Annotated in this window: 20 protein-coding genes and 3 tRNA genes; 14 read left to right on the top strand and 9 right to left on the bottom strand. The window is 70.9% G+C overall.

Features of this window, described 5'->3' with window-relative positions; genetic code table 11:
• Positions 1–103: 103 nt before the first annotated feature.
• Positions 104–2,848, bottom strand: a complete 2,745-nt coding sequence (locus ACIPWA_RS02985; protein WP_400288011.1) for a glycoside hydrolase family 3 protein — start codon at positions 2,846–2,848, stop codon at positions 104–106.
• A 5-nt stretch (positions 2,849–2,853) separates the two neighbouring features.
• Entirely contained in the window at positions 2,854–5,328 is a 2,475-nt protein-coding gene (locus ACIPWA_RS02980) for a glycoside hydrolase family 3 C-terminal domain-containing protein (protein ID WP_400288009.1), read from the bottom strand.
• Between the two features lie 77 nt (positions 5,329–5,405).
• Between ACIPWA_RS02980 and ACIPWA_RS02975 the strand changes: the two genes are divergently transcribed.
• From ACIPWA_RS02975 to ACIPWA_RS02955, 5 genes are all read left to right on the top strand, one after another.
• Positions 5,406–6,023, top strand: a complete 618-nt coding sequence (locus ACIPWA_RS02975) for a TetR/AcrR family transcriptional regulator (RefSeq protein ID WP_400288008.1) — start codon at positions 5,406–5,408, stop codon at positions 6,021–6,023.
• Between the two features lie 193 nt (positions 6,024–6,216).
• Positions 6,217–7,914, top strand: a complete 1,698-nt coding sequence (locus tag ACIPWA_RS02970; RefSeq protein ID WP_400288007.1) for a DUF726 domain-containing protein — start codon at positions 6,217–6,219, stop codon at positions 7,912–7,914.
• 152 nt (positions 7,915–8,066) lie between these two features.
• On the top strand, positions 8,067–8,495 hold the full coding sequence (locus tag ACIPWA_RS02965; protein ID WP_400288006.1) for a GNAT family N-acetyltransferase: 429 nt from the start codon (positions 8,067–8,069) through the stop codon (positions 8,493–8,495).
• 210 nt (positions 8,496–8,705) lie between these two features.
• Positions 8,706–9,059, top strand: a complete 354-nt coding sequence (locus ACIPWA_RS02960; protein WP_400288468.1) for a DUF6578 domain-containing protein — start codon at positions 8,706–8,708, stop codon at positions 9,057–9,059.
• A gap of 361 nt (positions 9,060–9,420) precedes the next feature.
• Positions 9,421–10,308, top strand: a complete 888-nt coding sequence (locus ACIPWA_RS02955; RefSeq protein ID WP_400288005.1) for a SprT-like domain-containing protein — start codon at positions 9,421–9,423, stop codon at positions 10,306–10,308.
• A gap of 74 nt (positions 10,309–10,382) precedes the next feature.
• On the opposite strand, the gene lpdA is transcribed toward ACIPWA_RS02955, so the two are convergent.
• Positions 10,383–11,786 (bottom strand): dihydrolipoyl dehydrogenase, encoded by a 1,404-nt coding sequence (gene lpdA, locus ACIPWA_RS02950; protein ID WP_068707924.1) that lies wholly within the window; start codon positions 11,784–11,786, stop codon positions 10,383–10,385.
• Between the two features lie 217 nt (positions 11,787–12,003).
• Between lpdA and ACIPWA_RS02945 the strand changes: the two genes are divergently transcribed.
• Both ACIPWA_RS02945 and ACIPWA_RS02940 read left to right on the top strand, forming a co-directional pair.
• The gene (locus ACIPWA_RS02945; protein ID WP_056648165.1) at positions 12,004–12,939 is read left to right on the top strand and encodes a DUF808 domain-containing protein; all 936 of its coding nucleotides are present in this window, start codon (positions 12,004–12,006) and stop codon (positions 12,937–12,939) included.
• A 133-nt stretch (positions 12,940–13,072) separates the two neighbouring features.
• Positions 13,073–13,912: an LLM class flavin-dependent oxidoreductase gene (locus ACIPWA_RS02940; protein WP_400288002.1), complete on the top strand. Its 840-nt coding sequence runs from the start codon at positions 13,073–13,075 to the stop codon at positions 13,910–13,912.
• A gap of 157 nt (positions 13,913–14,069) precedes the next feature.
• Here ACIPWA_RS02940 and leuD read toward each other — a convergent pair whose 3' ends face one another.
• Both leuD and leuC read right to left on the bottom strand, forming a co-directional pair.
• Positions 14,070–14,708 carry a 3-isopropylmalate dehydratase small subunit gene (gene leuD / locus ACIPWA_RS02935; protein WP_056648168.1) on the bottom strand — a complete coding sequence of 213 codons (639 nt, stop codon included), beginning with the start codon at positions 14,706–14,708 and terminating at the stop codon, positions 14,070–14,072.
• 79 nt (positions 14,709–14,787) lie between these two features.
• Positions 14,788–16,269, bottom strand: coding sequence for a 3-isopropylmalate dehydratase large subunit (gene leuC, locus ACIPWA_RS02930; RefSeq protein WP_056648171.1), 1,482 nt, complete (start codon positions 16,267–16,269; stop codon positions 14,788–14,790).
• A gap of 164 nt (positions 16,270–16,433) precedes the next feature.
• Between leuC and ACIPWA_RS02925 the strand changes: the two genes are divergently transcribed.
• From ACIPWA_RS02925 to ACIPWA_RS02905, 5 genes are all read left to right on the top strand, one after another.
• Entirely contained in the window at positions 16,434–17,153 is a 720-nt protein-coding gene (locus tag ACIPWA_RS02925; protein ID WP_030150819.1) for an IclR family transcriptional regulator, read from the top strand.
• A gap of 138 nt (positions 17,154–17,291) precedes the next feature.
• Positions 17,292–17,657: a nuclear transport factor 2 family protein gene (locus ACIPWA_RS02920; protein WP_400288000.1), complete on the top strand. Its 366-nt coding sequence runs from the start codon at positions 17,292–17,294 to the stop codon at positions 17,655–17,657.
• A 212-nt stretch (positions 17,658–17,869) separates the two neighbouring features.
• Positions 17,870–18,037, top strand: coding sequence for a hypothetical protein (locus ACIPWA_RS02915; RefSeq protein WP_169834240.1), 168 nt, complete (start codon positions 17,870–17,872; stop codon positions 18,035–18,037).
• Positions 18,038–18,045: 8 nt separating this feature from the next.
• Positions 18,046–19,068, top strand: coding sequence for a PH domain-containing protein (locus tag ACIPWA_RS02910; protein WP_157257440.1), 1,023 nt, complete (start codon positions 18,046–18,048; stop codon positions 19,066–19,068).
• A gap of 168 nt (positions 19,069–19,236) precedes the next feature.
• Positions 19,237–20,736: a beta/alpha barrel domain-containing protein gene (locus tag ACIPWA_RS02905; protein ID WP_400287997.1), complete on the top strand. Its 1,500-nt coding sequence runs from the start codon at positions 19,237–19,239 to the stop codon at positions 20,734–20,736.
• Here the strand turns inward: ACIPWA_RS02905 and ACIPWA_RS02900 are convergent.
• From ACIPWA_RS02900 to ACIPWA_RS02885, 4 genes are all read right to left on the bottom strand, one after another.
• Positions 20,723–20,980 carry a hypothetical protein gene (locus ACIPWA_RS02900; RefSeq protein WP_400287995.1) on the bottom strand — a complete coding sequence of 86 codons (258 nt, stop codon included), beginning with the start codon at positions 20,978–20,980 and terminating at the stop codon, positions 20,723–20,725. The two genes, ACIPWA_RS02905 and ACIPWA_RS02900, sit on opposite strands and share 14 nt — an antisense overlap.
• 100 nt (positions 20,981–21,080) lie before the next feature.
• A tRNA-Glu gene (locus ACIPWA_RS02895) sits at positions 21,081–21,156 on the bottom strand.
• Between the two features lie 81 nt (positions 21,157–21,237).
• A tRNA-Glu gene (locus ACIPWA_RS02890) sits at positions 21,238–21,310 on the bottom strand.
• 94 nt (positions 21,311–21,404) lie between these two features.
• Positions 21,405–21,476, bottom strand: a tRNA-Gln gene (locus tag ACIPWA_RS02885).
• 262 nt (positions 21,477–21,738) lie between these two features.
• On the opposite strand from ACIPWA_RS02885, the gene ACIPWA_RS02880 reads away from it, so the two are divergent.
• Both ACIPWA_RS02880 and ACIPWA_RS02875 read left to right on the top strand, forming a co-directional pair.
• Positions 21,739–22,557 (top strand): class I SAM-dependent methyltransferase, encoded by an 819-nt coding sequence (locus ACIPWA_RS02880; RefSeq protein WP_400287993.1) that lies wholly within the window; start codon positions 21,739–21,741, stop codon positions 22,555–22,557.
• Positions 22,554–23,219, top strand: coding sequence for a hypothetical protein (locus ACIPWA_RS02875; protein WP_400287991.1), 666 nt, complete (start codon positions 22,554–22,556; stop codon positions 23,217–23,219). Before ACIPWA_RS02880 ends, ACIPWA_RS02875 begins: the two co-directional genes overlap by 4 nt.
• The last annotated feature ends 34 nt before the right edge of the window (positions 23,220–23,253 follow it).

The following is a 23,253-nucleotide window of genomic DNA, read 5'->3' as shown; positions in this document are numbered from 1 at the left end:
GCGGGGAAGGTGCGCTCCGTCGTCGGGCGCCTGGGTGGTGCAAGCCCTGCCGGCCCCGGCGGGAGGTGGAGCCTCCCACCGGGGCCCGGGGCGGGCGCCCGGATCAGTCGAACAGGTTCGTCTGCAGGACCGTGTACAGGATGGTGTGGACGCGGTCGCGCAGACCGTTCCCGACCCCCACCGGGTCCTCCTCGACCGCGGCCCTGGTGGCCTTGTCGGACCCCGGGAGCATCGCGAGCATGAGGTCGTTGCCGTAGCGGGCCGCGAGGCCGGGGTCCATCCAGGAGCCGAGCACCGCGTCGGTCGAGACGACTCCCTGGAAGCCCCACTCGCCGCGGAGCACGTCCTGCAGGAGCTGCTCGTTGCCACCGGCCCACACGCCGCCGATGTTGATGAACGAGCTCATCGCGCCCGTCGGGCCGGCCTCCTTGACCGTGATCTCGAACGGCTCGAGGTACAGCTCGCGCAGGGCCTGCTCGTCGACGAACACGTTCACGCCGGACCGGGCGTTGACCTCCTGCTCGTTGAGCGCGAAGTGCTTCATGAACGTCAGGACGCCCTTGCTCTCGGCGCCCGAGACCATCGCGGCGGACAGCATGCCCGACAGGTGCGGGTCCTCCGAGAAGTACTCGAAGTCGCGCCCGCCCAGCGCGGAACGGTGCAGGTTCATGCCGGGGGCGTACCAGCCCTCGATCTCGTAGGCGTTGGCCTCGGTCCCCACGGACTCGCCGAGCGCGTACGCGAGCTCGTCGTTCCACGTCGCGCCCACGACGACCTGGGTCGGGTAGGCGGCCGCCTCGAGCGGGCTGAAGAGCGAGTTGAGTCCCGCAGGCCCGTCGAGCAGGTCCATCGCGGGGATGCCCAGCCGCTCGACCTCGTGCGTGCGGTAGGCGCCCTTGGCGAAGAGGTCGATCTGCTCGTCGAGCGTGAGCTGGTCGAGGAACTCCTCCCACTGCGGGTCGTCACGGTCGAGGCCGGCCAGGTCGGCCAGGACGAGGCCGTTGTCGGCGCCGTAGGTCGGGGTCTCACCCTCCGCGGGCTCGATCTGCGGGTCCATGCGCGCGAGCAGCTCGTCGGAGGCCGTGGCCCCGGCCTCGGGAGCCTGCGGGAACGTGCCGTCCCAGTCGGCGCGCGAGAGGTAGGTCAGGTCGCCCTCGACGTAGTCGAAGCGGTTGGTCAGCTCGTGACCGGTGTCGGCGTCGGTGTCGTAGACGACGTCCTCGGCCACCACGTGCTCGAACTGCGCGACCGGCGTGTGCACGTCGGTGCGCACCGAGATCTGGTACGTCCCGGCCTCGAGCAGGTACGCGCCGTGGCCCTCGGTGTCCCACGAGGCCATGTCGCGCACGTCGAACGTGACGGTCAGAGTCTCGGACTCCCCCGGCTGGAGCATCCTGGTCTTGTCGTAGCCCGCGAGCTCGATCGCGGACTTCTCGATGCCGCCCAGCGTGTACGGAGCGGAGAAGTACGCCTGCACGACGTCCTTGCCCGCGACGTCGCCCGTGTTGGTCACCGTGACGTCGATGCTGACCGTCTCGCCGTCGACGCGCGGTGCCGTGGCCTCGTGCGCGAACGTGGTGTAGCTCAGGCCGTGGCCGAACGGGAACTGCACGGCCTCGGCGTAGCCCGCCTCGTCGCCCGCGTAGCGCGTCTCGTAGTAGCGGTAGCCGACGTAGATGCTCTCTTCGTAGTCCATGTACGAGCGCTTGGTGTTCGCGTAGTCGAAGTCACCGACGTTGGCGACCGCCGGGGCGCTCGTCACGTCGTAGGCGTAGGTGTCGGTCAGGCGGCCGGACGGGTTCACGTCCCCCGTCAGCACCTTGGCGAGCGAGACGGCGCCGCGGGGACCGGGCGTGCCGATCCACACCGCGGACCTGATCTGCGGGTACGCGTCGAGGAACCCGAGCTCGAGCTGGTTGCCCGAGTTCACGACCACCACGACGTCGTCGAACGTGCCCGTGACACGGTCGAACAGCGCGCGCTGCGCATCCGTCAGGCGCAGCTGCTCGGGGCTCATGTCCTGCCCCTCGACGCCGTCGTTGCCGATGACCACCAGGGCCGTGCCGGAGTACTCGGCGGCCTGGGCCATGACGTCGTCCGTCAGGTAGTCGGGGGCGGGCTCGCCCTCGTCGCCGCCACCCAGCATGGCGCCCGCGATCTGGACCAGGCCGTTGGCGCCGCCGGTGTCGGTCTTGGCGCCGGCCGCCTCCATGGTCGCCTTGAGGTCGGGGTTGACCGCGATCCCCTGGTCCGCGAGCGCGTCGTAGAACGGCACGGACTGCGACTGGTTGCTGCCGCCGGACCCGCCACCGCCGAGGATCAGGTTGAACGACGCGAAGCTGAACACGTTGAGCGCGTCGTCCGCGAGCGGGAGGAGGTTCTCCTCGTTCTTCAGCAGGACGATGCCCTCGTCGGAGATCTCCTCCGACACCCGGGCGGCGTTCTCCCGGGCGGCCACGCCCGCCGGGGACGCGGAGTCGTACTCGATCGACATGAGGAACCCGATCGAGCTCGCGAACGGCGCGACCAGGGCGCCGATCCCGACCACGGCCACGGCCGTGACTCCCCAGCCGACCGCGCGGCGGGGACGGTGCTCGACCTTGCGATTGACGCGGGCGCGGCGCTTGTCCTCGCGACGCTCGGCCCGGGTCATCCCGGCGCGCGCCTCGGCCCGCTCCGCCTTGGCGGCCTTCCTCGCCTCGCGGACCGCGACCTTGTCAGCGGCCTTGGCCGCCTTCCGGTCCTCGGGCGCCAAGGCCTTCAGCTCGGCGCGCCGGGTTCGCCTGGCCGCGCGCAGCTCCTGTGCGCGCGCGACCGCGTCCCGCTTGATCTCTGTGCGTGTCGCCATCGTTCTCAGTCCTTCTTCGGAGCCCGCGCGGCCTTCGCGTGGGCACGCCATGCCGGGACCAGGCGGCGCATGCCGCGCCAGAACCGGCCGTTGACCATCACGAGCAGGGCGTCGAGCATCGCGTCGTCGACCTTGCCCGCGCTCATCCGCGCCACCGACCGGAACGGCAGGTCGAGCGCGAAACGGGTGTTGTTCGCCGCCAGGGGGCGGCCCAGTGCCATGAGCAGTCGGCCGGCGGTGTCGATGAGCCCGACCAGCAGGCCCCCGAAGCCGCCGCGGCCTCGCGCCTGGGCGACGATGTCGTCGCGCGTGAGCGGTTGCCCGACGGGCCAGTCCGGGGACGGGGGCGTCCGCCCCAGGAGCGCAGCGAACTCGGCGGCAGGGACGCGGTCCACCTTGCCGCTGACGTAGTGCGGCAGATCCGTGGTGTCGGGCGTCCAGGGCTTGCCGTCGATCTCGACGCACGCCGTCAGGCGGAGGTCGCGCGACGACGCCCCGACCTGCACGGTGTAGGTGCCGGGCACGGTGCGCCACTCGTGGACGCCCGTGTCGTAGGCGTCGAACGCGTGCTCGGCGAGCTCGACGCTCACGCTCGCGCTCTCGCCCGGTGCCAGGGCGACCTTCGCGAAGCCCGCGAGCTCGCGGGGCGCGCGGAACGCGCCCTCGGCCGCGCCCGGCGCCTCGACGTAGACCTGCACGGTCTCGGTCCCGGCGCGGTCCCCGGTGTTGGTGACCGTGACCTGCACGCTCTCGCGGTCCGCGGCGAGGTCGCTGTGCTCGAACGTCGTGTAGCTGAGGCCGTGGCCGAACGGGTAGCGGACCGGCAGGCCGACCTTGTCGGCGTGGCGGTACCCGACGTAGATGCTCTCGCGGTGCTCGGACGTCGCCTCGGTCCGCCCGAACGTCGCCGACGACGGCACGTCGGTGTAGCGCAGCGGGTACGTCTCGGCGAGGCGCCCGGCGGGGTCCGCCCGGCCGGTCAGCACGTCGGCGATCGCCTGCCCGCCGCCCTGGCCACCGAGGTAGCCGTGCACGATCGCGTCGACGTGCTCGGCGAACGGCAGCTCGACGGGCGCGCCGCCGGCCAGGACGACCACGACCGGCACCCCGAGCGCCGTCAGCTCGCGCGTGAGGGCGAGCTGGTTGCGCGCGAGGCGCATGTGCTCGCGGTCGACGCCCTCGGCCTCGGCCGACTCGTCCAGCCCGAGGAAGAGGAGCACGACGTCGGCGCGCTCGGCGAGCCGGACCGCCTGGCGTCGGCGGCGCGCCGACGCGGCCGAGTCCCACGCACCCCGCCCGCCGTCGCGGCGTGCATAGCCGGGCTCGTAGCCGACGACGTCCAGGTCGCTGCGGCGCAGCGCGTCGAGCGCGACGTCCACCCGGGTCGGGTTCACGAGCGAGCTGCCCGCGCCCTGGTACCGCGGGTCGGCAGCGAAGTCGCCGATCACTGCGACACGGCCCGAGTGCGACCCGAGCGGCAGGGTCCCGTGCGCGTTGCGCAGCAGGACGACAGAGCGCCGTGCCGCCTCGACCGCGAGCGCGTGGTGCGCGTCGAGGTCGACCGGTGCGGCGCCGTCGGGCGTACGGCTGGTGGCGCGGGCACGTTCCGTGCGCTCGACGAGCGTCAGCAGCTCGTCGACGCGGGCGTCGAGGACCGCCTCGTCGAGGCGACCCTCCTCGACCGCGCGCACGACCTCGGCGTCGGTCACCCCGTCGGTCGACGGCATCTCGAGCGCGTTGCCCGCGACCAGGCCCGCGACGCGGTCGTTGTTGCCGCCCCAGTCCGTCACGACCAGGCCGTCGAAGCCCCACTGCTTGCGCAGGATCTCGTCGAGGAGCTCGCGGTGCTCGTTCGCGTAGGTCCCGTTGACCTTGTTGTACGAGCTCATGACGGTCCAGGGCCGGCCCTCGGTGACCGCGATGCGGAACGCCTCGAGATAGGTCTCGTGGAGCGCGCGCTCGTCGACGACCTCGTCCATCGTCATGCGGTGCGTCTCCTGGCTGTTCACCGCGAAGTGCTTGGCGCTCGCGGCCACGCCGCGGGACTGGATGCCGCGAATCTGTGCCGCGGCGAGCCGGCCCGCGAGCAGCGGGTCCTCGGAGAAGTACTCGAAGTTGCGGCCCGCGAGCGGGTTGCGCTTGATGTTGAGGCCGGGGCCGAGCAGGACGCTGACGCCCTCGGCGGCGGCCTCGGCGCCGAGCGCCTCGCCCACCCGCTCCACGAGGCCCGGGTCCCAGCTGTTGGCGAGCGTGGCCGCGGTCGGGAAGCACGTCGCTTGCAGGCTGGCGTTGAGACCGAGGTGGTCCGCCGCCCCGCCCTGCTTGCGCAGACCGTGAGGGCCGTCGGTGAGCATGATCGAGGGAACGCCGAGCCGGTCGACCGGCTTGGTGTTCCAGAAGTTCGCGCCTGAGGTGAGCGAGGCCTTCTCGGTGAGGGTCATCTCGCTACGGGCACGTCGTCGGGCGTCAGGAGGAAGCACGGCGTCAGGATAGCCCAACCTCCACCACTTGGTGGAATTACGGGAGGGGGTAGCCTCTGACCTCGGAGAGGATCGTCGTGACCACACAGCAAGCAGCCACCACGGGGCGGCCCGAGGGGTACGCCACCGGGCGAGCGACCAAGCAGTCGATCGTCGCCCGCGCCGCAGAAGCCTTCGCCCAGAAGGGGTTCTACGGAGCCTCCCTGCGAGGCATCGCGCGCGAGGCCGGGGTCGACCACTCGACGCTCCTGCACCACTTCGGCACCAAGACCGCGCTGCTCCTGGCCGTCATCGAGTGGCACGACGCGCAGCACGCGCCGCCCCAGATGCCCACGAACTTCGCCCCCGAGGACCTCGTCGACGGGTTCGTCCACGTCGCCGAGCGCAACCGATCAGCGCCCGGGCTGGTCCAGCTCCTCTCGACCCTCTCGGCCGAGGCCGGCACCGAGGGGCATCCCGCGCGGCCCGTGCTCCAAGAGCGGCACCAGGTCCTCGTCGGGGTCATCGGCGGGATGATCCGGTCGCAGCGTTCGCGGGGGGTCCTCGCGGACACTGGGGCCTCACCCGAGGAGCGCGCCGGGCTCGTCATCTCCACCTGGGAAGGGCTCCAGGTCTACGACGCCCTGCACCCCGGGGCGGTCGACGTGCCCGCGATGGTCGGGGAGATGCTGCGGCGGGAGTTCGGGATCGGGTGACGCTGGGCTGACAGGTCGCGTCGGGGACGCGGGCGGTCCCCCAGGGCCCGACGACGGAGCGCGCCGCCGCGCGGAAGGTGGGCGTCGGGTAGGTCGGGGTGGCCGGACGGGTGCAGCACCGTTGCGTATCGGCAGGCGTAATTTCACCCGATCGGCACCGATCTGCCGCCGCGTGCTGTGGAACGATCCCACCATGCCTGGTTCGATTCACGCCCACGTTGCCGACGGTACGCGCCTCACGGTCGCGATCATCTCGGACCAGGGCGCAACACTCACCCTCTCCGGCGACATTGCCGACCTCCACCCCACGATCGAGAGCGGAGGGGTCCTCCAGGGCAATCCTGCCCTCCTGAGCAACATGTGGGCCTATGCCAAGGCGTGGTACGTGGCGCGGACGACGTCCTACTCCGATGCGCTCGCTGCGTTCGACCGCGAGAGCGAGAAGGCCGCGCTCAAGCAGGCCGAGGAGAACAAGAAGAGCGCCCAGAAGCGCGCCGACGGCTATGCGAAGGTCGCGCAGTGGATCGCCGACGTCGCGGACGACGTGTCTCCCTACGACCCGAAGAACGGATGGTGCTCGGCGTGCTTCGCACGGTCCGAGCACCTCAAGTCCAACCGGCCTGCCGGTCAGCTCCCCGTGTACGTCTGCCAGGCCTGCGGGTCACCGACCCTTCCGTGCGTGGCCCCCGGCTGCGAGAACATGGCGGTCCGAGACCGCGGGGCCCTCCGTGTCCCGCAGTACTGTGCCGAGCACCGACACGACATCCCCGGTTTCGAGAAAGCCCTAGGAACGTTCGGCGAGCTGCACGACTACGAGGACTTCCTCAAGTACGAGAAGCCTGACCTGAACAAGGCGTCCAAGATCGCTGCGGTCGGAATCGTCGGCCTTGCTGCCGGTGCACCGCTCGCCCTTCTCGCTGCACCGGCGATCGGCGGGGCGATCGGTTCGCTCGGAATGTTCGGCGGGCTCTCGGGTGCCGCCGCGACGTCGCACGGCCTCGCCGTCCTCGGTGGCGGTAGCCTCGCCGCCGGTGGGCTCGGCATGGCAGGAGGCACCGCCGTCGTCACCGCCGTCGGTGCTGCAGTCGGAGGCACTCTCGGCGCGTCCGTGTCGAACGCCTACGTCCGCGAGGACAAGTCGTTCCGGATCGAGCTCCTGCGTCCTGGTCGCGGTGGGGTGCCCGTCCTCGTGGCCAACGGGTTCCTCACCGAGGGCGACCAGGAGAAGTGGGGTGGGTGGAAGTCGATCGTCGACGGGCGGTACCCCGACTCCCCCGTGTACCGCGTGCGCTGGGGCGCCAAGGAGCTCAAGGACTTCGGGGTGATGGGCGCAGGACTGATCGGGAAGGCCGGGGGCACTACCGCGGTCAAGGGGGCCGCGGCTGTCGCCCACAAGGCCGGGGCGAAGTTCCTCGGCCGGACCATCGCACCGGCGCTCCTCGCGACCGACCTCGCCAAGAATCCCTGGCACGTCGCGAAGAGCCGCGCTGACAAGACCGGCGTCATCGTCGGCGATCTCCTCGCCCGGACCGAGGCAGAGTCCTATGTGCTCATCGGGCACAGCCTCGGCGCTCGAGTGATGGCGGTCGCGGCCGAGGCGCTGGGCACGAAGCCCGGTGGTCCGCGCATCCGGTCCGTGCACCTGCTCGGCGCAGCCATCGGCGCCAAGAGCGACTGGCGCGACCTGACGGGCGCGGTCGACGAGGCCGTGTACGGGTACCACTCGACTCGTGACAACGTCCTGAACGTGGTCTACAGGGTCGCACAGGGGGGACAGGTCGCCGCCGGACTCACGGGCTTCACCCCAGCCTCGGACAAGCTCGTCAACGTCGATGTCTCTGACCACGTGAAGTCGCACTTCGAGTATCTGGGGCACGTACAGCTCATGTGACAGGTGGGGGCGCGGTGAATCCTCAGTCGTCATTGCACCACTAGCCTGGGCCGATGCGTTCACTCCTCCATGTCCGCCCGGCCCGCCCCGACGACGCGGAGGCCATGGCGGGCGTCCACGTCGAGTCCTGGCGGCAGACCTACCGAGGCCTGATGCGTGACGAGGTGCTCGACGACCCGGGCCTGCTGCCGGCACGCGGGCGGTTCTGGCAGGCCGTGCTCACCGAGGAGCGGTACGGGTCGTTCCAAGCCGCAGTCGCCGAGGTCGACGGCGCGGTCGTCGGCATCGCGCTCGCCGGACCGGCCACCGAAGCCGACGTCGAGTGGGACACGCAGCTGTACGTCCTGTACCTGCTGGATGCGTTGCACAGCAGCGGCGCGGGACGTGGGCTGATGGAGGCCGTCCTCCCGGTGGGCGGCTCCGCCGGGCTCTGGGTCGCCGACCCCAACCCGCGGGCACAAGCATTCTACGCGAAGCGAGGCTTCGAGCCCGACGGGGTGACCAAGGTGGATGACGGTGTGCGCGAGGTTCGGATGGTGCGGGCGGCGCACCACGTGATGCCTCCCTCCAGGACTGTCTAGACCGTTGATCCGGGCCGATCTCGACGACTTGACTCTGCGTCTCAGCGGCACGATGCCGAGGACCCGCTCGACGTGGCTCTGCTCAGACGGGTGCATAACCGCTGGTGCTCCAACGGTGTGCCTGGGTGACGGTGAAACCGGATGGACAGGTCTTTCGGACACACTCAGGATGGGGCCGTGCAGATCCGCGTGTGGTAGCCCCAATGGCAGCTGCAGTGCTGCGGTACACCTTTCGCAGTCGGGGACGACGTCGAGTGGGGAGTCTCCCACGGCGGTCACGACGAGGTCTTGGAGGACATCTTCGACGAGGCATCGGCGCCTCAGTGCTTCGGCAGCGAGGAACACCACGGCGATGTCGACGAGACGATCCAGGGAAGAGTGACCGCGATCGCGGTCGTGCGCGCGCAACTCGAGCAAGCGGCTGAAGACCCTCGGATGTGCGGCACCTCAAAGGGGACCGGCACTGCCGATCCGATCCGACGTGCCAACGGCCTGGAGGGCGAACGTGACGATCACCGCCTCTTCGGCTACCTCGTAGACATCGACATCGTGAGCCCGGACTGAGAACCTCACCTCGACCGCCGAGCCTGATCTCCGAGACGTCCAGTCGGCCGTCGGCACCATGATCTGGGTGTGAGCGTTCGATGTGGCGGCGGCGAGGCTCCGGCGTCGAGTACTTGGCACTCCAGGCGCCCAGTCCTCCCGACGAAAGGAAAAGGCCCGGAACCGCGTAGTGCCGCGGATCCGGGCCTCCGACCAGATGATCGACGCCCGACCGGCCAATTAGGTCAGAAGTTAATCGCCCTGGCGAGGGTTCAGGATCGTTGAGATTCCGCGGCTTGTGCACGACGCTCCCTGCGACACTTTCTCGCTATTCTACGCACTCCGGAGAATCCACCCATCGTGAGGAGCAGTGGCCCCTGCCATGGCGCATCCCCTGCCTGAGCCCCCAGGTCTGCACAACTACGACCTCCTCGACGAGCTCGCAGCCCTCGACTCGCTCGCCGCAACCGGCCCCTCTCACGAGGAGCGCAGAAACGATACCGTGATGGTCGGCCAGGGCACCCTGGTCCTCGACGGCGGTCAGCCCGACCTCTTCGACGAGGACAACTGGACGGGCTCTCCGTCGCTCCCAGTCGACCCGCCGCCTGAAGCCGAGCCTGAGCCCAGTCGGGGTGATCCGCTATCCCTTCACGAGTTGAGCGGGCTCGCCCGCGCGCTGATGGACGAGCACGGACTTGTGGACTGGTCCTTCGCGTGGGATCGAGCCGTCCGGCGCGCTGGTGCCACCAAGTGGCGCACTCGGACGATCTCCCTCTCTGCGCCCCTCATGCGGCTCTTCCCTTCGCACGAGGCTCGCAACACGATCCTGCACGAGATCGCACATGCCCTTGCCGGGCAGGGCGAAGGCCATGGTGATGCCTGGCGGGCAAAGGCCACAGAGATCGGCGCGCGCCCTCAACGCTGCTACGACTCGACCATGCCCTCTGTCGAGGGCGACTGGGTCGGCACGTGCCCCGCGGGGCACACCATCAACCGCCACCGGGCTCCGAAGCACGTCGTAACGTCCTGTGGCACGTGCGCGCCCCGCGTCTTCGACCACCGCTACGTGCGCACGTGGTTCTGGCGGGGCGTCCCGATCCTGTCGGCAGGGCGACTGGTGGAACTCATCGGAGACCACCCATGGCGGGACCAGAGGGGCACCGTCTCCAAGGTGCTGGACACGCAGTACGTCGTCCAGCTCGAGAGCGGTGCGACCCTCCATGTCCCGTTCGGGCTGGTGACGGTCCCCGACGACAACCTCGACGTGTGAGGCCCGGACCCGCGGCACTCCGCGGGTCCGGGCCTCTGACCAGGTTCGACGGCCGGTGACGGCCGAGAGATCAACTAGAAGTTGATCATGTGCCCCGCGAGCCCATGAATAGCCTCCTGCACGGCCTCCGAAAGCGTCGGGTGCGTGTGCACGTTGCGCCCCAGCTCGGACGCCGTGAGGTCCCACTTCTGGGCGAGCGTGAGCTCGGGCAGCAGCTCGGACGCGTCGGGGCCGATCAGGTGGCCGCCGAGGAGCTCGCCGTAGCGGGCGTCGGCGACGAGCTTGACGAAGCCCGTGGGCTCGCCCAGGCCGTGCGCCTTGCCGTTGGCGGTGAAGGGGAACTTGGAGACCTTGACGTCGTAGCCCTCGTCGCGGGCCTGCTGCTCGGTGAGGCCGAAGCTCGCGATCTGCGGCTGGCAGAACGTCGCGCGCGGCATCATGCGGTAGTCGCCCAGCGTCATGGTCTCGGCGCCGCCGATGGTCTCGGACGCGACGACTCCCTGCGCCTCGGCGACGTGCGCGAGCATGAGCTTCGCGGTGACGTCACCGATCGCGTAGATGTGGGGCACGTTGGTGCGCATGACGTCGTCGATCGCGATCGCACCGCGGTCGGTCAACGCGACGCCCGTGTTCTCGAGGCCGAAGCCCTCGACGTTGGGCGCGAAGCCCACGGCCATGAGGACCTTGTCGACCTCGATCGAGCCGGGCTTGTCGTCCTTGACGCCCTTGTAGGAGACGGTCACGGACGACCCGCCATCAACGACCGTCTGCACCGCGGTCGACGTCAGGATGTTCACGCCGAGCTTCTTGTACTGCTTGGCGATCTCCTTGGAGACCTCGATGTCCTCGTTGGGCAGCGCGCGGTCGAGGAACTCGATGATCGTCACGTCGACGCCGTAGTTCTTCAGCACGTACGCGAACTCCATGCCGATCGCGCCGGCCCCGACGATCGCGATCGAGCGCGGCAGCTCGCGCGTCAGGATCTGCTTCTCGTACGTGACGACGTTCTCGCTCAGCTCGACGCCCGGCAGCAGGCGGACCTTCGAGCCCGTGGCGATGATCACGTTCGCGAACGTCACGGTCTCGGTCTGGCCGGACGACAGCGCGACGTCGATCGTGTTCGCGTCGCGGAACGTGCCGCGGCCGTCGTACTCGGTGATCTTGTTCTTCTTCATGAGGAAGTGCACGCCCTTGACGCGGCCGTCGGCGACGTCGCGGCTGCGGTCGAACGCCTTGCCGAAGTCGAACGACACGTCACCCGTCATGCCGAAGAAGTCGGCCTGGTGCGTGAACAGGTGGGCGAGCTCCGCGTTGCGCAGGAGCGCCTTGGAGGGGATGCACCCGACGTTGAGGCACACACCGCCCCAGTACTTCTCCTCGATGATCGCGACGGACTGGCCGAGCTGGGCCGCGCGGATGGCGGCGACGTAGCCGCCGGGGCCCGCGCCGAGGACGACGACGTCGTAGTGGTTAGCCATGTGGACCAGCCTAGATCGTCTGCCCGACGGCGGTGCGACCGATCGCGTCACACGTCACCAGGGCACGGGGCCGGGTCCGCGTAGGCCGGCCCGGGGTGTGCTCTCGCGCGGACGCACCGCGACGGCGCACCGCCCGAGTCGTTACGATGCGCTACAGCCGCGTCGGATCCCGACCTCAAGGGCTCGTGGGCGGCGACACGGGCCTCGTGGAGACCTCATGTCCGTCGGACTCGTAGCACTGCTGGACGACATCGCAGCATTCGCCAAGCTGGCAGCAGCGTCCATCGACGACATCGGTGCCGCCGCGGGGCGCGCGAGCGTCAAGGCGACCGGCGTCGTGATCGACGACACCGCAGTCACGCCCCGCTACGTCGAGGGTCTGGCCGCGAAGCGCGAGATCCCGGTCGTCAAGCGCATCGCCCTGGGCTCGCTGCGCAACAAGCTCCTGTTCATCCTCCCGGCGGCGCTGCTGCTCAGCCAGTTCCTGCCGTGGCTCCTGACCCCGTTGCTCATGGTCGGCGGGACGTACCTCGCGTACGAGGGGGCCGAGAAGCTCTGGGAGATGATCTCGGGCAAGCACACGAAGGCGATCGACGACGCGGCCGCGAAGAAGGCCGTCGACGAGGACCGGGTCGTGTCGAGCGCGGTGCGCACCGACTTCATCCTCAGCGCGGAGATCATGGTCATCGCGCTCAACGAGGTCGCCGACGAGGCGTTCTGGTCGCGCGCGATCATCCTCGTGGTCGTCGCGCTGCTCATCACGGTCCTCGTCTACGGGATCGTCGGCCTGATCGTGAAGATGGACGACATCGGCCTGCACCTCGCCCGGCAGCGCACGGGGTGGGTCCAGTCGTTCGGCCGCGGCCTCGTGACCGCGATGCCGCGCGTCATGGCGGTCATCTCGACCGTCGGCGTGGTGGCGATGCTGTGGGTCGGTGGGCACATCCTGCTGCAGGGCACGTACGACCTCGGCTGGCACGGCCCGTACGACCTGCTGCACTTCCTCGAGTCGGGCGTGCACGGCGTCCCGGTCGTCGGCGGCGTGCTCACGTGGCTCGTCGACACCCTGGGCTCGGCGATCGTCGGCACCATCGTGGGTGCGGTCGTCGTCACGGTCGTGCACTTCATCCCCCGCAAGAAGGCGCACCACTGATCCTCTGACCACGTCCGAAGGCCTGCTCGCCCGCGACTTCGCGGACGAGCGGGCCTTCGTCGTCCCGCCCGCGACGCGTGTGGGTGGCCGGTCCTACCGTGGGAGGACCGCCAACGAGTCGCAGGAGGACGTCATGGGCTTGAAGTTCGGGTTCGTCGGGAGCTTCGGTTCCGCATCAGAGCTGGTCTCCATGGCCCGCGAGGCCGAGGAGCACGGCTGGGACGGCTACTTCACGTGGGACGGCATCAGCCTGCCCGGCATGGAGGGCTACGACCCGTGGGGCATCCTCGCCGCGGCAGCCGTCCAGACCGAGCGCGTGACGCTGGGGGCGCTCGTGTTCGCGCTGCCGCGTCGGCGCCCGTGGGAGCTCGCGCGCCAGGCCCTGACGGTCGACCACCTCTCGGGCGGGCGGCTCGTGCTGCCCGCCGGGGTCGGGGTGCTCGACGACGCGGGCTTCAGCGCCGTCCCCGGCCAGCTCACGTCGCTGCGCGAACGCGCCGAGCTGCTCGACGACGTCCTGGCCTTCCTCGAGCGTTCCTGGTCGGGCGAGGCGTTCTCGTTCGACGGGAAGCACATCTCGACGGGCGAGATGACGATCTCACCGCAGCCCGTCAACGGGCGCATCCCCGTGTGGCCCGTGGGGGTGTTCCCGAGCGAGAAGTCGATGAGCCGCGCAGTCCGCTGGGACGGCGTGACGGTCCAGCTCCGGGGCGACCGCGGCATGGACTCACTCACACCCGACGAGACGCGCGAGGTCGCGACCTGGGTCGCCGAGCACCGCGACCCGTCGGCCGGTCCGTTCGAGCTCGTGGTCCAGCGGGACTTCGTGACCGACCTCGACGCCGCAGCGCAGGACGCGCGGGCGCTCGAGGCCGCGGGCGCGACGTGGTGGATCGAGGCCGGCTGGGACCCGTCCAAGGTCACCGCCGAGTCGCAGCTCGCGAGGATCCGCCAGGGACCGCCGCGCCCGTAGGTGTCACCCTCGGCGGGCGCGTTCGTCACCGTCGGCGACGGCCCCGGTCACCCTCGCGGTGCGGCCCGTCGCCCTCGCCCCGCACACGCCGACGGCGCCGCTCCCCACCCAGGGGAGCGGCGCCGTCGGGCCGTGCGAACCGTTCGCGACCGTCAGGTCACGCGGACGGGCGAGCCGCCTCGATGTCGACCGTCGGCAGGTGCTTCGCCGGCAGCGTCTTGGGGCGCCACGACGCGCGCGTCTGCTCGAACGCCGTGATGTCGGCCTCGTGCTGGAGGGTCAGACCGATGTCGTCGAGCCCCTCCATGAGGCGCCAGCGCGTGTAGTCGTCGATCTGGAAACGGACCACGACGTCGTCTGCCGTCGCGGTGCGCTCGACCAGGTCGACCGTGACCTCGGTGCCGGGCTTGGTCTCGAGGACCTTCCACAGCAGCTCGATGTCCTCCTGCGCGACGATGCCCGCGACGAGGCCCTGCTTGCCCGAGTTGCCGCGGAAGATGTCCGCGAAGCGCGAGGCCAGGACGACCTTGAAGCCATAGTCCTTGAGGGCCCACACGGCGTGCTCGCGCGACGAGCCGGTGCCGAAGTCCGGGCCAGCGACCAGCACGGAGCCCGACGAGTACGCGGGCTGGTTCAGGATGAATGCGGGGTCCCCGCGCCACGCCGCGAACAGCGCGTCCTCGAAGCCCGTGCGCGTCACGCGCTTGAGGTAGACGGCGGGGATGATCTGGTCCGTGTCGACGTTGCTGCGGCGCAGCGGGACACCGACACCGGTGTGGGTGGTGAACTTCTCCATGATGCTTCTGCTTCCTCGATGAGTCGGTCGTCAGGGGGCCTGCCGGGCGGCGCCCCGCGTGGGGCGCCGGATCCCGGTGTCAGACCTGCAGCGGGACGCGCGGGTCGAGCGGCGCGAGCGGCGTGCCGTCGAACGACGTGATGTCGACGTCGGCCGGCAGGTCCAGGTCGGCCAGCGAGGACAGGGTCCCGCGGATGGCCGTCGCGGCCGCGACGAGCGGCGAGACCAGGTGGGTGCGTCCGCCCTTGCCCTGGCGACCCTCGAAGTTGCGGTTGGACGTGGAGGCCGAGCGCTCGCCGGGGGCAAGCTGGTCGGGGTTCATGCCCAGGCACATGGAACAGCCGGCGTTGCGCCACTCGGCACCGAAGTCGAGGAAGATCTGGTCGAGCCCCTCGGCCTCCGCCTGGAGGCGGACACGGGCCGACGCGGGCACGACGAGCACGCGCAGCGAGTCGGCCTTCTTCTTGCCCTGGACGACCTTGGCGACCGAGCGCAGGTCCTCGATGCGGCCGTTGGTGCACGAGCCGATGAAGACCGTGTCGATCGCGATGTCGCGCAGCGGAGCACCCGGGGTCAGGCCCATGTACTCGATCGCACGCTCGGCGGCGACGCGCTCGTTCTCGTCGGCGATCTCCGCCGGGACGGGGACGTTCGCGGACAGGGGCAGGCCCTGACCGGGGTTGGTGCCCCAGGTGATGAACGGCTCGAGGTCGGCCGCCTCGAGCACGACCTCCTCGTCGAACGTGGCGTCGTCGTCGGTCTTGAGCGTCTTCCAGTACTCGACCGCGGCGTCCCAGTCGGCGCCCTCGGGCGCGTGCGGACGGCCCTTGAGGTACTCGAACGTGGTCTCGTCCGGTGCGATCATGCCGGCACGCGCGCCCGCCTCGATCGACATGTTGCAGACCGTCATGCGAGCTTCCATGGTCAGCTTGCGGATGGCCTCGCCGCGGTACTCCAGGACGTAGCCCTGGCCGCCACCCGTGCCGATCTTCGCGATGATCGCGAGGATGATGTCCTTGCTCGTCGCGCCCGGGGGCAGCTCGCCGTTGACCGTGATCGCCATGGTCTTGAAGGGCGCGAGCGGCAGGGTCTGGGTCGCGAGCACGTGCTCGACCTCCGAGGTCCCGATGCCGAACGCGAGGGCCCCGAACGCACCGTGGGTCGAGGTGTGCGAGTCGCCGCACACGACCGTCAGGCCGGGCATGGTGAGCCCGAGCTGAGGACCGACCTGGTGCACGATGCCCTGGTCCGCGTCACCGAGCGAGTGGATGCGCACGCCGAACTCCTTGGCGTTGTTGCGCAGCGTGTCGATCTGGGTGCGGCTCGTGAGGTCCGCGATCGGCAGGTCGATGTCGAGCGTGGGGGTGTTGTGGTCCTCGGTCGCGATCGTCAGGTCGGTGCGGCGCACCTGCCGGCCGGCGAGACGCAGGCCCTCGAAGGCCTGCGGACTGGTGACCTCGTGGATGAGGTGCAGATCGATGTAGAGGAGGTCGGGCGACCCGTCGGTGCCACGTCGCACCAGGTGCGCGTCCCAGACCTTCTCCGCCAGCGTGCCGGCCATGTTGGTTTCTCCTACCTGTGTCCTGCGGTGGTCGCTCACGCGGGGGCCGTGGGCGACGATCGGGGGGTACAACTCGGTCGTGGTCCGGGTGATCTTCCCGGTCCTTCGGCGACACCGACACACGCTAACTTGCATCTCACTGTGCGAGACGTCAATATCGACCTATGGACAATTCTAGCGGAGTCGGCGTGCTGGACAAGGCGGCGTCCGTTCTGGGCGCTCTGGAGTCCGGACCAGCCACTTTGGCCCAGCTCGTCACCGCCACCGGACTCGCCCGTCCGACGGCTCATCGCCTCGCTGTCGCGCTCGAGCACCACCGCATGGTGGCTCGCGACATGCAGGGCCGTTTCGTCCTCGGACCGCGCCTGAACGAGCTCGCGACCGCAGCAGGCGAGGACCGCCTGCTCGCCGCCGCCAACCCGGTTCTCACTGCGCTGCGCGACCACACGGGCGAGAGCGCCCAGCTCTACCGCCGCCAGGGCGACCATCGCATCTGCGTCGCCGCGGCAGAACGCCCGGTCGGACTCCGTGACTCTATCCCCGTGGGGGCGACCCTCACGATGGGCGCGGGCTCGGCCGCCCAGGTGCTGCTCGCCTGGGAGGAGCCGGACCGCCTGCACCGCGGCCTGCGCGAGGCCGTCTTCACGGCCACGATCCTCTCGGGGGTCCGACGGCGCGGCTGGGCACAGTCCGTCTCGGAGCGCGAGCTCGGGGTCGCCTCGGTGTCGGCGCCCGTGCGCGGACCGTCGGGGCGGATCGTCGCCGCGGTCTCGATCTCGGGACCGGTCGAGCGCCTGACGCGCCAGCCGGGCCGTCTGCACTCGGGCTCCGTCGTCGCCGCGGCCAACCGCCTGACCGAGGTCCTCCGCCGCGCTGGCGAGTGACCGTCCACCGACCCTGACCGAGGGGCGGGCGCCGCGAGGCGCCCGCCCCTCGGCGTTCCTGACTGGCGTTCCTGCCGGTCCTCGCCGCACCCATCAGCGCCCGCCCCCGGGGCAGGTTCCGGTGCGTAGACTCGGGCGATGAGCCTTCTCGCTGCCGAGCACGCGCTCCAAGCCGCCCAGCGCGCCGGCGACGTCGACGCGCTGGAGGCGCTGCTGCACCCTCGGTGCGTCGGCGCCGGCCCGGACGGGTCCGTCTTCTCCAAGGAGGACGACCTGGAGAGCTACCGCTCGGGGTCGCTGCAGATCACCCGCCTGGAGGAAGAGTCGCTGGACGTCCAGGAGGACGTCGCGAGCGGAGTGACCAGGCTGGTCGCCGCCGTGGAGGCGGTCCAGGGCGGCACCGCGGTCTCCGCGCGGTTGGTCTACACGCGGCTCTGGGTGCGCACAGACGAGGGATGGCTGGTTCTGGCCGCCACGCTCGCACCGGCCGCTGAGCCTGGCTGACCGCGCCCGTCCGGCGCTCCGCGCCCTCTGTGCCGCCATGTCCGGCGCTCCGCGCCCTCTGTGCGACCTTGTCCTGACACGGGACCCACGACCGATTCGGGCGAAACGCTAGACTCGTCGTCGGCGCGCCTCCGACGGCGCCCGGTCTGCTCTGGTCACCATGTCGAGCAGAGCACCACCGCCCCGATCGACGACCACGTGAGGACCACACGATGCCCGGCAAGGCCAAGACCATCCTGATGTGGGTCGTCATCGTCTTCCTGCTCTACGCGGTCATCAAGAGCCCCGACCGCGCCGCCGACATCGTCCAGGCGATCTGGGACGTCATCATGGGCGCGTTCGCGAGCTTCGGACAGTTCGTCCAGTCCCTCATCGAGTAGTCGACGCCATGGCGCGCGAGCAGCTGGAGGTGGAGGCGCCCGGGCGCCCTCCGCGTCTGAGCGCGCGTCACCTGCGCCGCTACATCCTTCCCGGCGAACGCGTCGTGCTCGCCACACGGGCCCACTGGGGCAAGCTCGCCGAGCCGGTCGCCACGACCTTCGCCGCGTTCCTCGTCGTCGCGTGGCTCGTGAGCGCCTCCGGACCGACCGTGGGCGACGGGGCCCTCATGCTCTGGTGGGTCTGGCTCGCGGTCGCGGTGCGGCTGCTGTGGAAGGTCCTGGACTGGCGCAACGAGTGGTTCGTCGCGACCGACAAGCGCATGCTGCTGATGTTCGGGCTCGTGACGCACAAGGTCGCGATGATGCCCCTCGGCAAGGTCACCGACATGAGCTACAGCCGCTCGATCGTGGGTCGCGTGCTCGGGTACGGGCAGTTCATCCTCGAGTCCGCGGGGCAGGACCAGGCGATGAGCCGCATCAACTGGGTCGCCAAGCCCGACGCGACGTACCGCAAGCTGTGCGACACGATCTTCATCCCGGGCGGTCGAGGCGGACCGGGCGCCGCGAACGGTCAGAACGGCTCGGGCAGCGCCGGCGGACCTGCCGGCCAGCAGCAGCCCGGTCCCCCGACGTCGGGACCCGCGACCCCGGCTCCCCCACCACCGCCACCTCCTCCGCCCGCCTCGGCGCACCTCGCGTGGGCGCCGACGAGCGTCGGGCCGGAACGGGACCCGGCGGCGGCCGCGACGCAGCCCGTCGCCGTGCGGTCGATGCAGAAGGACGGCCAGGGGCACCTCTTCGTGGCGCCCCGCGGGAGCGCGCCACGCCTCGCCGGGACCGACCGGCCGGTCATGGCACCACCCGTCCCCCCGCCCCCTCCAGCGGACCTCCCAGACGGCACCGACGGCGAGGCGGACGGTCCGGCCTGGGAGGTCTCGGACGAGGACCGTGCGGCGTTCGTGCGGATCGACCACCGCACCGATTCGCCCGTGCGGCGCACCGAGCCCCCGGTCCCTCCGCCGCCGGTCTGACCTCGGGAGACGCCGCACCGTCGCCACTGCGGCGGTGCGTCTCGTCGATGTCCCCGAACCTTCGGGTCCTTGGACCCTGGCTGCGCGCCGCCCCACAACCTACGGTGCAGTAACCACCCGCTCGGCGGTGGCGGCAGCGCTCGCACCAGGCATGAGAAGGGTCCACCTGTGACCACGCTTTCCTTGACCGTCCCGTCGTCGTGCCCGCCGCTCCCGCGGGTCATCCAGGGCGGGATGGGCATGGCGGTCTCGTCCTGGCGACTCGCGTCCGCGGTCGCCCACGCGGGGCAGCTCGGCCTCGTGTCCGGCACGGCCCTCGACCTGGTGCTGGCGCGCAGGCTGCAGAACGGCGACCGCGACGGCGCGGTCCGCCGAGCCCTCGCTGCCTTCCCGGTCCCCCGGTTCGCGCAGCGGGTCCTCTCACGCTACTTCCGCCCCGAGGGGCGCAGCGCGGGCCAGCCCTACGCCCCGGTGCCACGCCTCGCGCTCCGTCAGACCCGGCTCGCGCAGGAGCTCATGGTCCTGGGCAGCTTCGTCGAGGTGTGGCTCGCCAAGGAGGGGCACGACGGGCGCGTCGGGATCAACTTCCTCGAGAAGATCCAGATGGCGGCCCCCGCCGCGGCCTACGGGTCGATGCTCGCGGGCGCCGACTACGTCGTCACGGGGGCCGGGATCCCCCGGGACGTCCCGCACCTGCTCGACCAGCTCGCCGAGCACGAGCACGTCGAGTTCCCGGTGACGGTCGTCGGAGGGAGCAACCACACGGTCGACTTCGATCCCGAGGCGCTCCTCGGAGAGTCGCTGCCGGCCGTGTCCCGGCCGACGTTCCTCGCGATCGTCTCGGCTCATGCCCTGGCCGAGCACCTGGTGCGCGAGGACCGCACCCGCCCGGACGGGTTCGTCGTCGAGGGGCCTCCAGCAGGCGGTCACAACGCGCCTCCCCGCGGACGCCTGACCCTCGACGAGGTCGGCCAGCCCGTGTTCGGTCCCCGCGACCAGGCCGATCTCTCGAAGGTCGCGGCCCTGGGGCTTCCCTTCTGGATCGCGGGCGCGCAGGGGTCGCCCGAGGCGCTCGTCGCCGCCCGTGAGGCGGGAGCGGCCGGCGTCCAGGTCGGGAGCCTCTTCGCGCTCGCGACCGAGTCGGGACTCGACCCCGTGCTGCGCGACGACGTCCTGGCCCGGTTGCGCGACGGGACGCTCGACGTCCGGACCGAGGCCCTCACGTCACCCACGGGGTTCCCGTTCAAGGTCGCGCAGCTCCCCGGCACGCTCGCCGACGCCGGCCTCACCGCCGCCCGTCCCCGGCTGTGCGACCTGGGCTACCTGCGCACCCCCGTGCAGAAGGACGACGGCAAGGTCGCGTACCGGTGCCCCGCCGAGCCGGTCCACATGTACGAGCGCAAGGGCGGCGATGCAGCGGACACCGTCGGCCGGTCCTGCCTGTGCAACTCGCTGGCAGCGAACGTCGGGCTGGGGCAGACCCGCGCCGACGGGTACGTCGAGCCACCGCTCGTCACGCTCGGGGTCGACGTCGCCGGTGCCTCCCGGCTCGCCGAGCGGCACGCGGGCGCATGGACGGCCCGTGACGCCCTGGACTGGCTGCTCGGCGACGAGCCTGCGGAGGGCGTGACGGACCTCACCGCAGAACCGGCGGTCATCGGCTCCTGAGACGCACGAGCTGAGCGGTCAGGTCCCAGTCGGCCGGCCGTTCCTCGGGCGCGAACCACTGCGCCCCCGCATCGAGCCACGCCTTCCGGGCCCGCAGCGCGGTGCGCCAGGAGATGTCCTCGACCCCGCTCTCGGAACCGCAGCAGTCGCAGATCACGTGGAGAGGAGTCCCCCCGCGCCACAGGTCTTCCGGGAGCGCCGGATCGGACCATCCGCAGACCCTGCAGGCCGTCTCGACGAACATCACAGGAACCTAGCACCACCGAGATGTCGCCCATCGGCAGACTGCCCTGGCCCACGAACGACGAAAGCCCGACCATCTTCTCGATGATCGGGCTTTGCGCTGGTACCCCCAACGGGATTTGAACCCGTGTTACCGCCGTGAGAGGGCGGCGTCCTAGGCCGCTAGACGATGGGGGCCTGGACCGCTCTCACACTCCGAAGAGTGATCGAGCGTCATCGAGGCCCGGTCATCTGACGATGGCCAGGCCTCGTACTACGTACCCCCAACGGGATTTGAACCCGTGTTACCGCCGTGAGAGGGCGGCGTCCTAGGCCGCTAGACGATGGGGGCCTAAGCTCGTCACCCCGAGGGGCGCCGTGCCGTTGAGAACTGTACTGCACGATTCGTGTCGGTTTGACCGACGCGATGCGCTACTTGCTCTGCGCTGGGGTACCAGGACTCGAACCTAGAATGACGGTACCAGAAACCGTTGTGTTGCCAATTACACCATACCCCAAGGAGGTATCAGCGCCGCGTCCTCTTCCCGTTCCCGGGCTTCGGGTGAGCGCCTCACCGAGAGAAAACATTACCGGAGAGTCCCGGTCCGGCCAAATCGCCCTCGGTTGCCCTGTCAGCCCCTGCCCGATCCCTCCCGCACCCGCGGTGAGCCTCCGTCCGGAACGGACGTGCCGCCGTCGGGCACCGCCGCGTCCGACACGTCGCACGCAACCGCTCGGAAACGGTGGACCACGCCCTCCCGACGTGGCACCGTCGAAGACATGAGCACCGCAGCGCCTCCCGAGCCGTCGTCCCCCAGCATCCCGCGCGCGTCCCACGCGGAACGCGCGTCCTCGTTCGGCGCGGGCGCCGGCGACTACCGGGCCGTCCGCCCCTCCTACCCCGACGCCGCGATCGACTGGATGCTGCCCGCCGGGGCCCGCCACGTGCTCGACCTCGCGGCCGGGACCGGCAAGCTCACCGAGAAGCTGGTCGCCCGCGGCCTCCACGTGACCGCGGTCGAGCCCTCCGACGGCATGCGCGCCCAGCTCCAGGACGCCGTGCCCGGCGCCCACGTGCTGCCTGGCACGGCCGAACGCATCCCGCTCGAGGACGGGAGCGTCGACGCGGTCCTCGTGGCCCAGGCCTGGCACTGGTTCGACGTCGCGACCGCCGTCCCGGAGATCGCACGCGTGCTGCGCCCCGGTGGGCGGCTCGGCGTCGTCTGGAACGTCCGCGACCACACGGTCGACTGGGTCGAGCAGTTCACCGAGATCATCCACCGCGGCGACTCGCTCGAGCCCGTCCACCGCACGCCGTCGCTCGACGGGGTCGACGAGGCCTTCACGCCGCTCATGCACGCGACCTTCCCCTGGGTGGACCGCCTCCCCGCCGCGGGCCTGCGCACGCTCGCCGCGACCCGGAGCCACCTGCTCACGCTGCCTCCTGCCGAGCGCGACGAGCTGCTCGACGCCGTCGACCACCTCGCGGCGACGCACCCCGCGCTCGCGGGGCTCACCGAGATCGACCTCCCCTACCGGGCCGAGTGCTGGCGCGCGGACCGTGTCCTCGGTGCCGACGCGGGCATGGTCGACGAGTGAGCGCGCAGCCCGAGGACGCCGACCTCTCGCCGGTCCGTCTCGTACCGGCTCCCGTCACGCCCGACGACGTCCGTGCCGCGGCGCGCTGGCTCGCCGACGGCGTGGCACACCATCCGGACGCCGCGTTCGACGCGCAGGCAGGGCCCGTGCGGTGGTCGTGCTGGGCGACGGCCGAGCACGTCGTCGACGACCTCCTGGCCTACGCGCTCCAGGTCGCGGGACTCCCCCTGCTCGACTACCTGCCGCTCGCCGGCCCCAAGGGTGAGGACGAGATCGCGCACGTCAAGCGCGAGGCCGGCCCAGCCGGGATGGCCGAGGTGCTCCGCGCGAGCGGTGAGCTGCTCGCGGCCCAGGTGGTCGCGCGTCCGGACTCGGCCCGCGCTTACCACCCGTACGGACTCTCGGACCCGCAGGGGTTCGCGGCCATGGGGATCGTCGAGATCCTCGTGCACGGGCGCGACATCCTCGAAGGGCTCACGGGCGTCGCCCCCTCCCTGCCCGAGGGGCTCAGCGCACGGGTGCTGACGCGGCTCTTCCCCGACCTGCCGGACGCGACGCGCGGCCTCCCCGCGACCGAGGTCCTCGTGTGGGCGACGGGCCGCAGCGAGCTGCCCGGCCTCGCGCGCCGCACCCGCTGGCGCTGGGACGCGACGGTCCGGTAGAGCAAGCGTCGAACCTTCCTCCACCGTGCGCGAG

This window comes from Oerskovia enterophila (assembly GCF_044748475.1).
Taxonomy (GTDB): domain Bacteria; phylum Actinomycetota; class Actinomycetes; order Actinomycetales; family Cellulomonadaceae; genus Oerskovia; species Oerskovia enterophila.
Note: the sequence above shows the minus strand (reverse complement) of the source record. Positions and strands in the feature narration are given on the sequence as shown.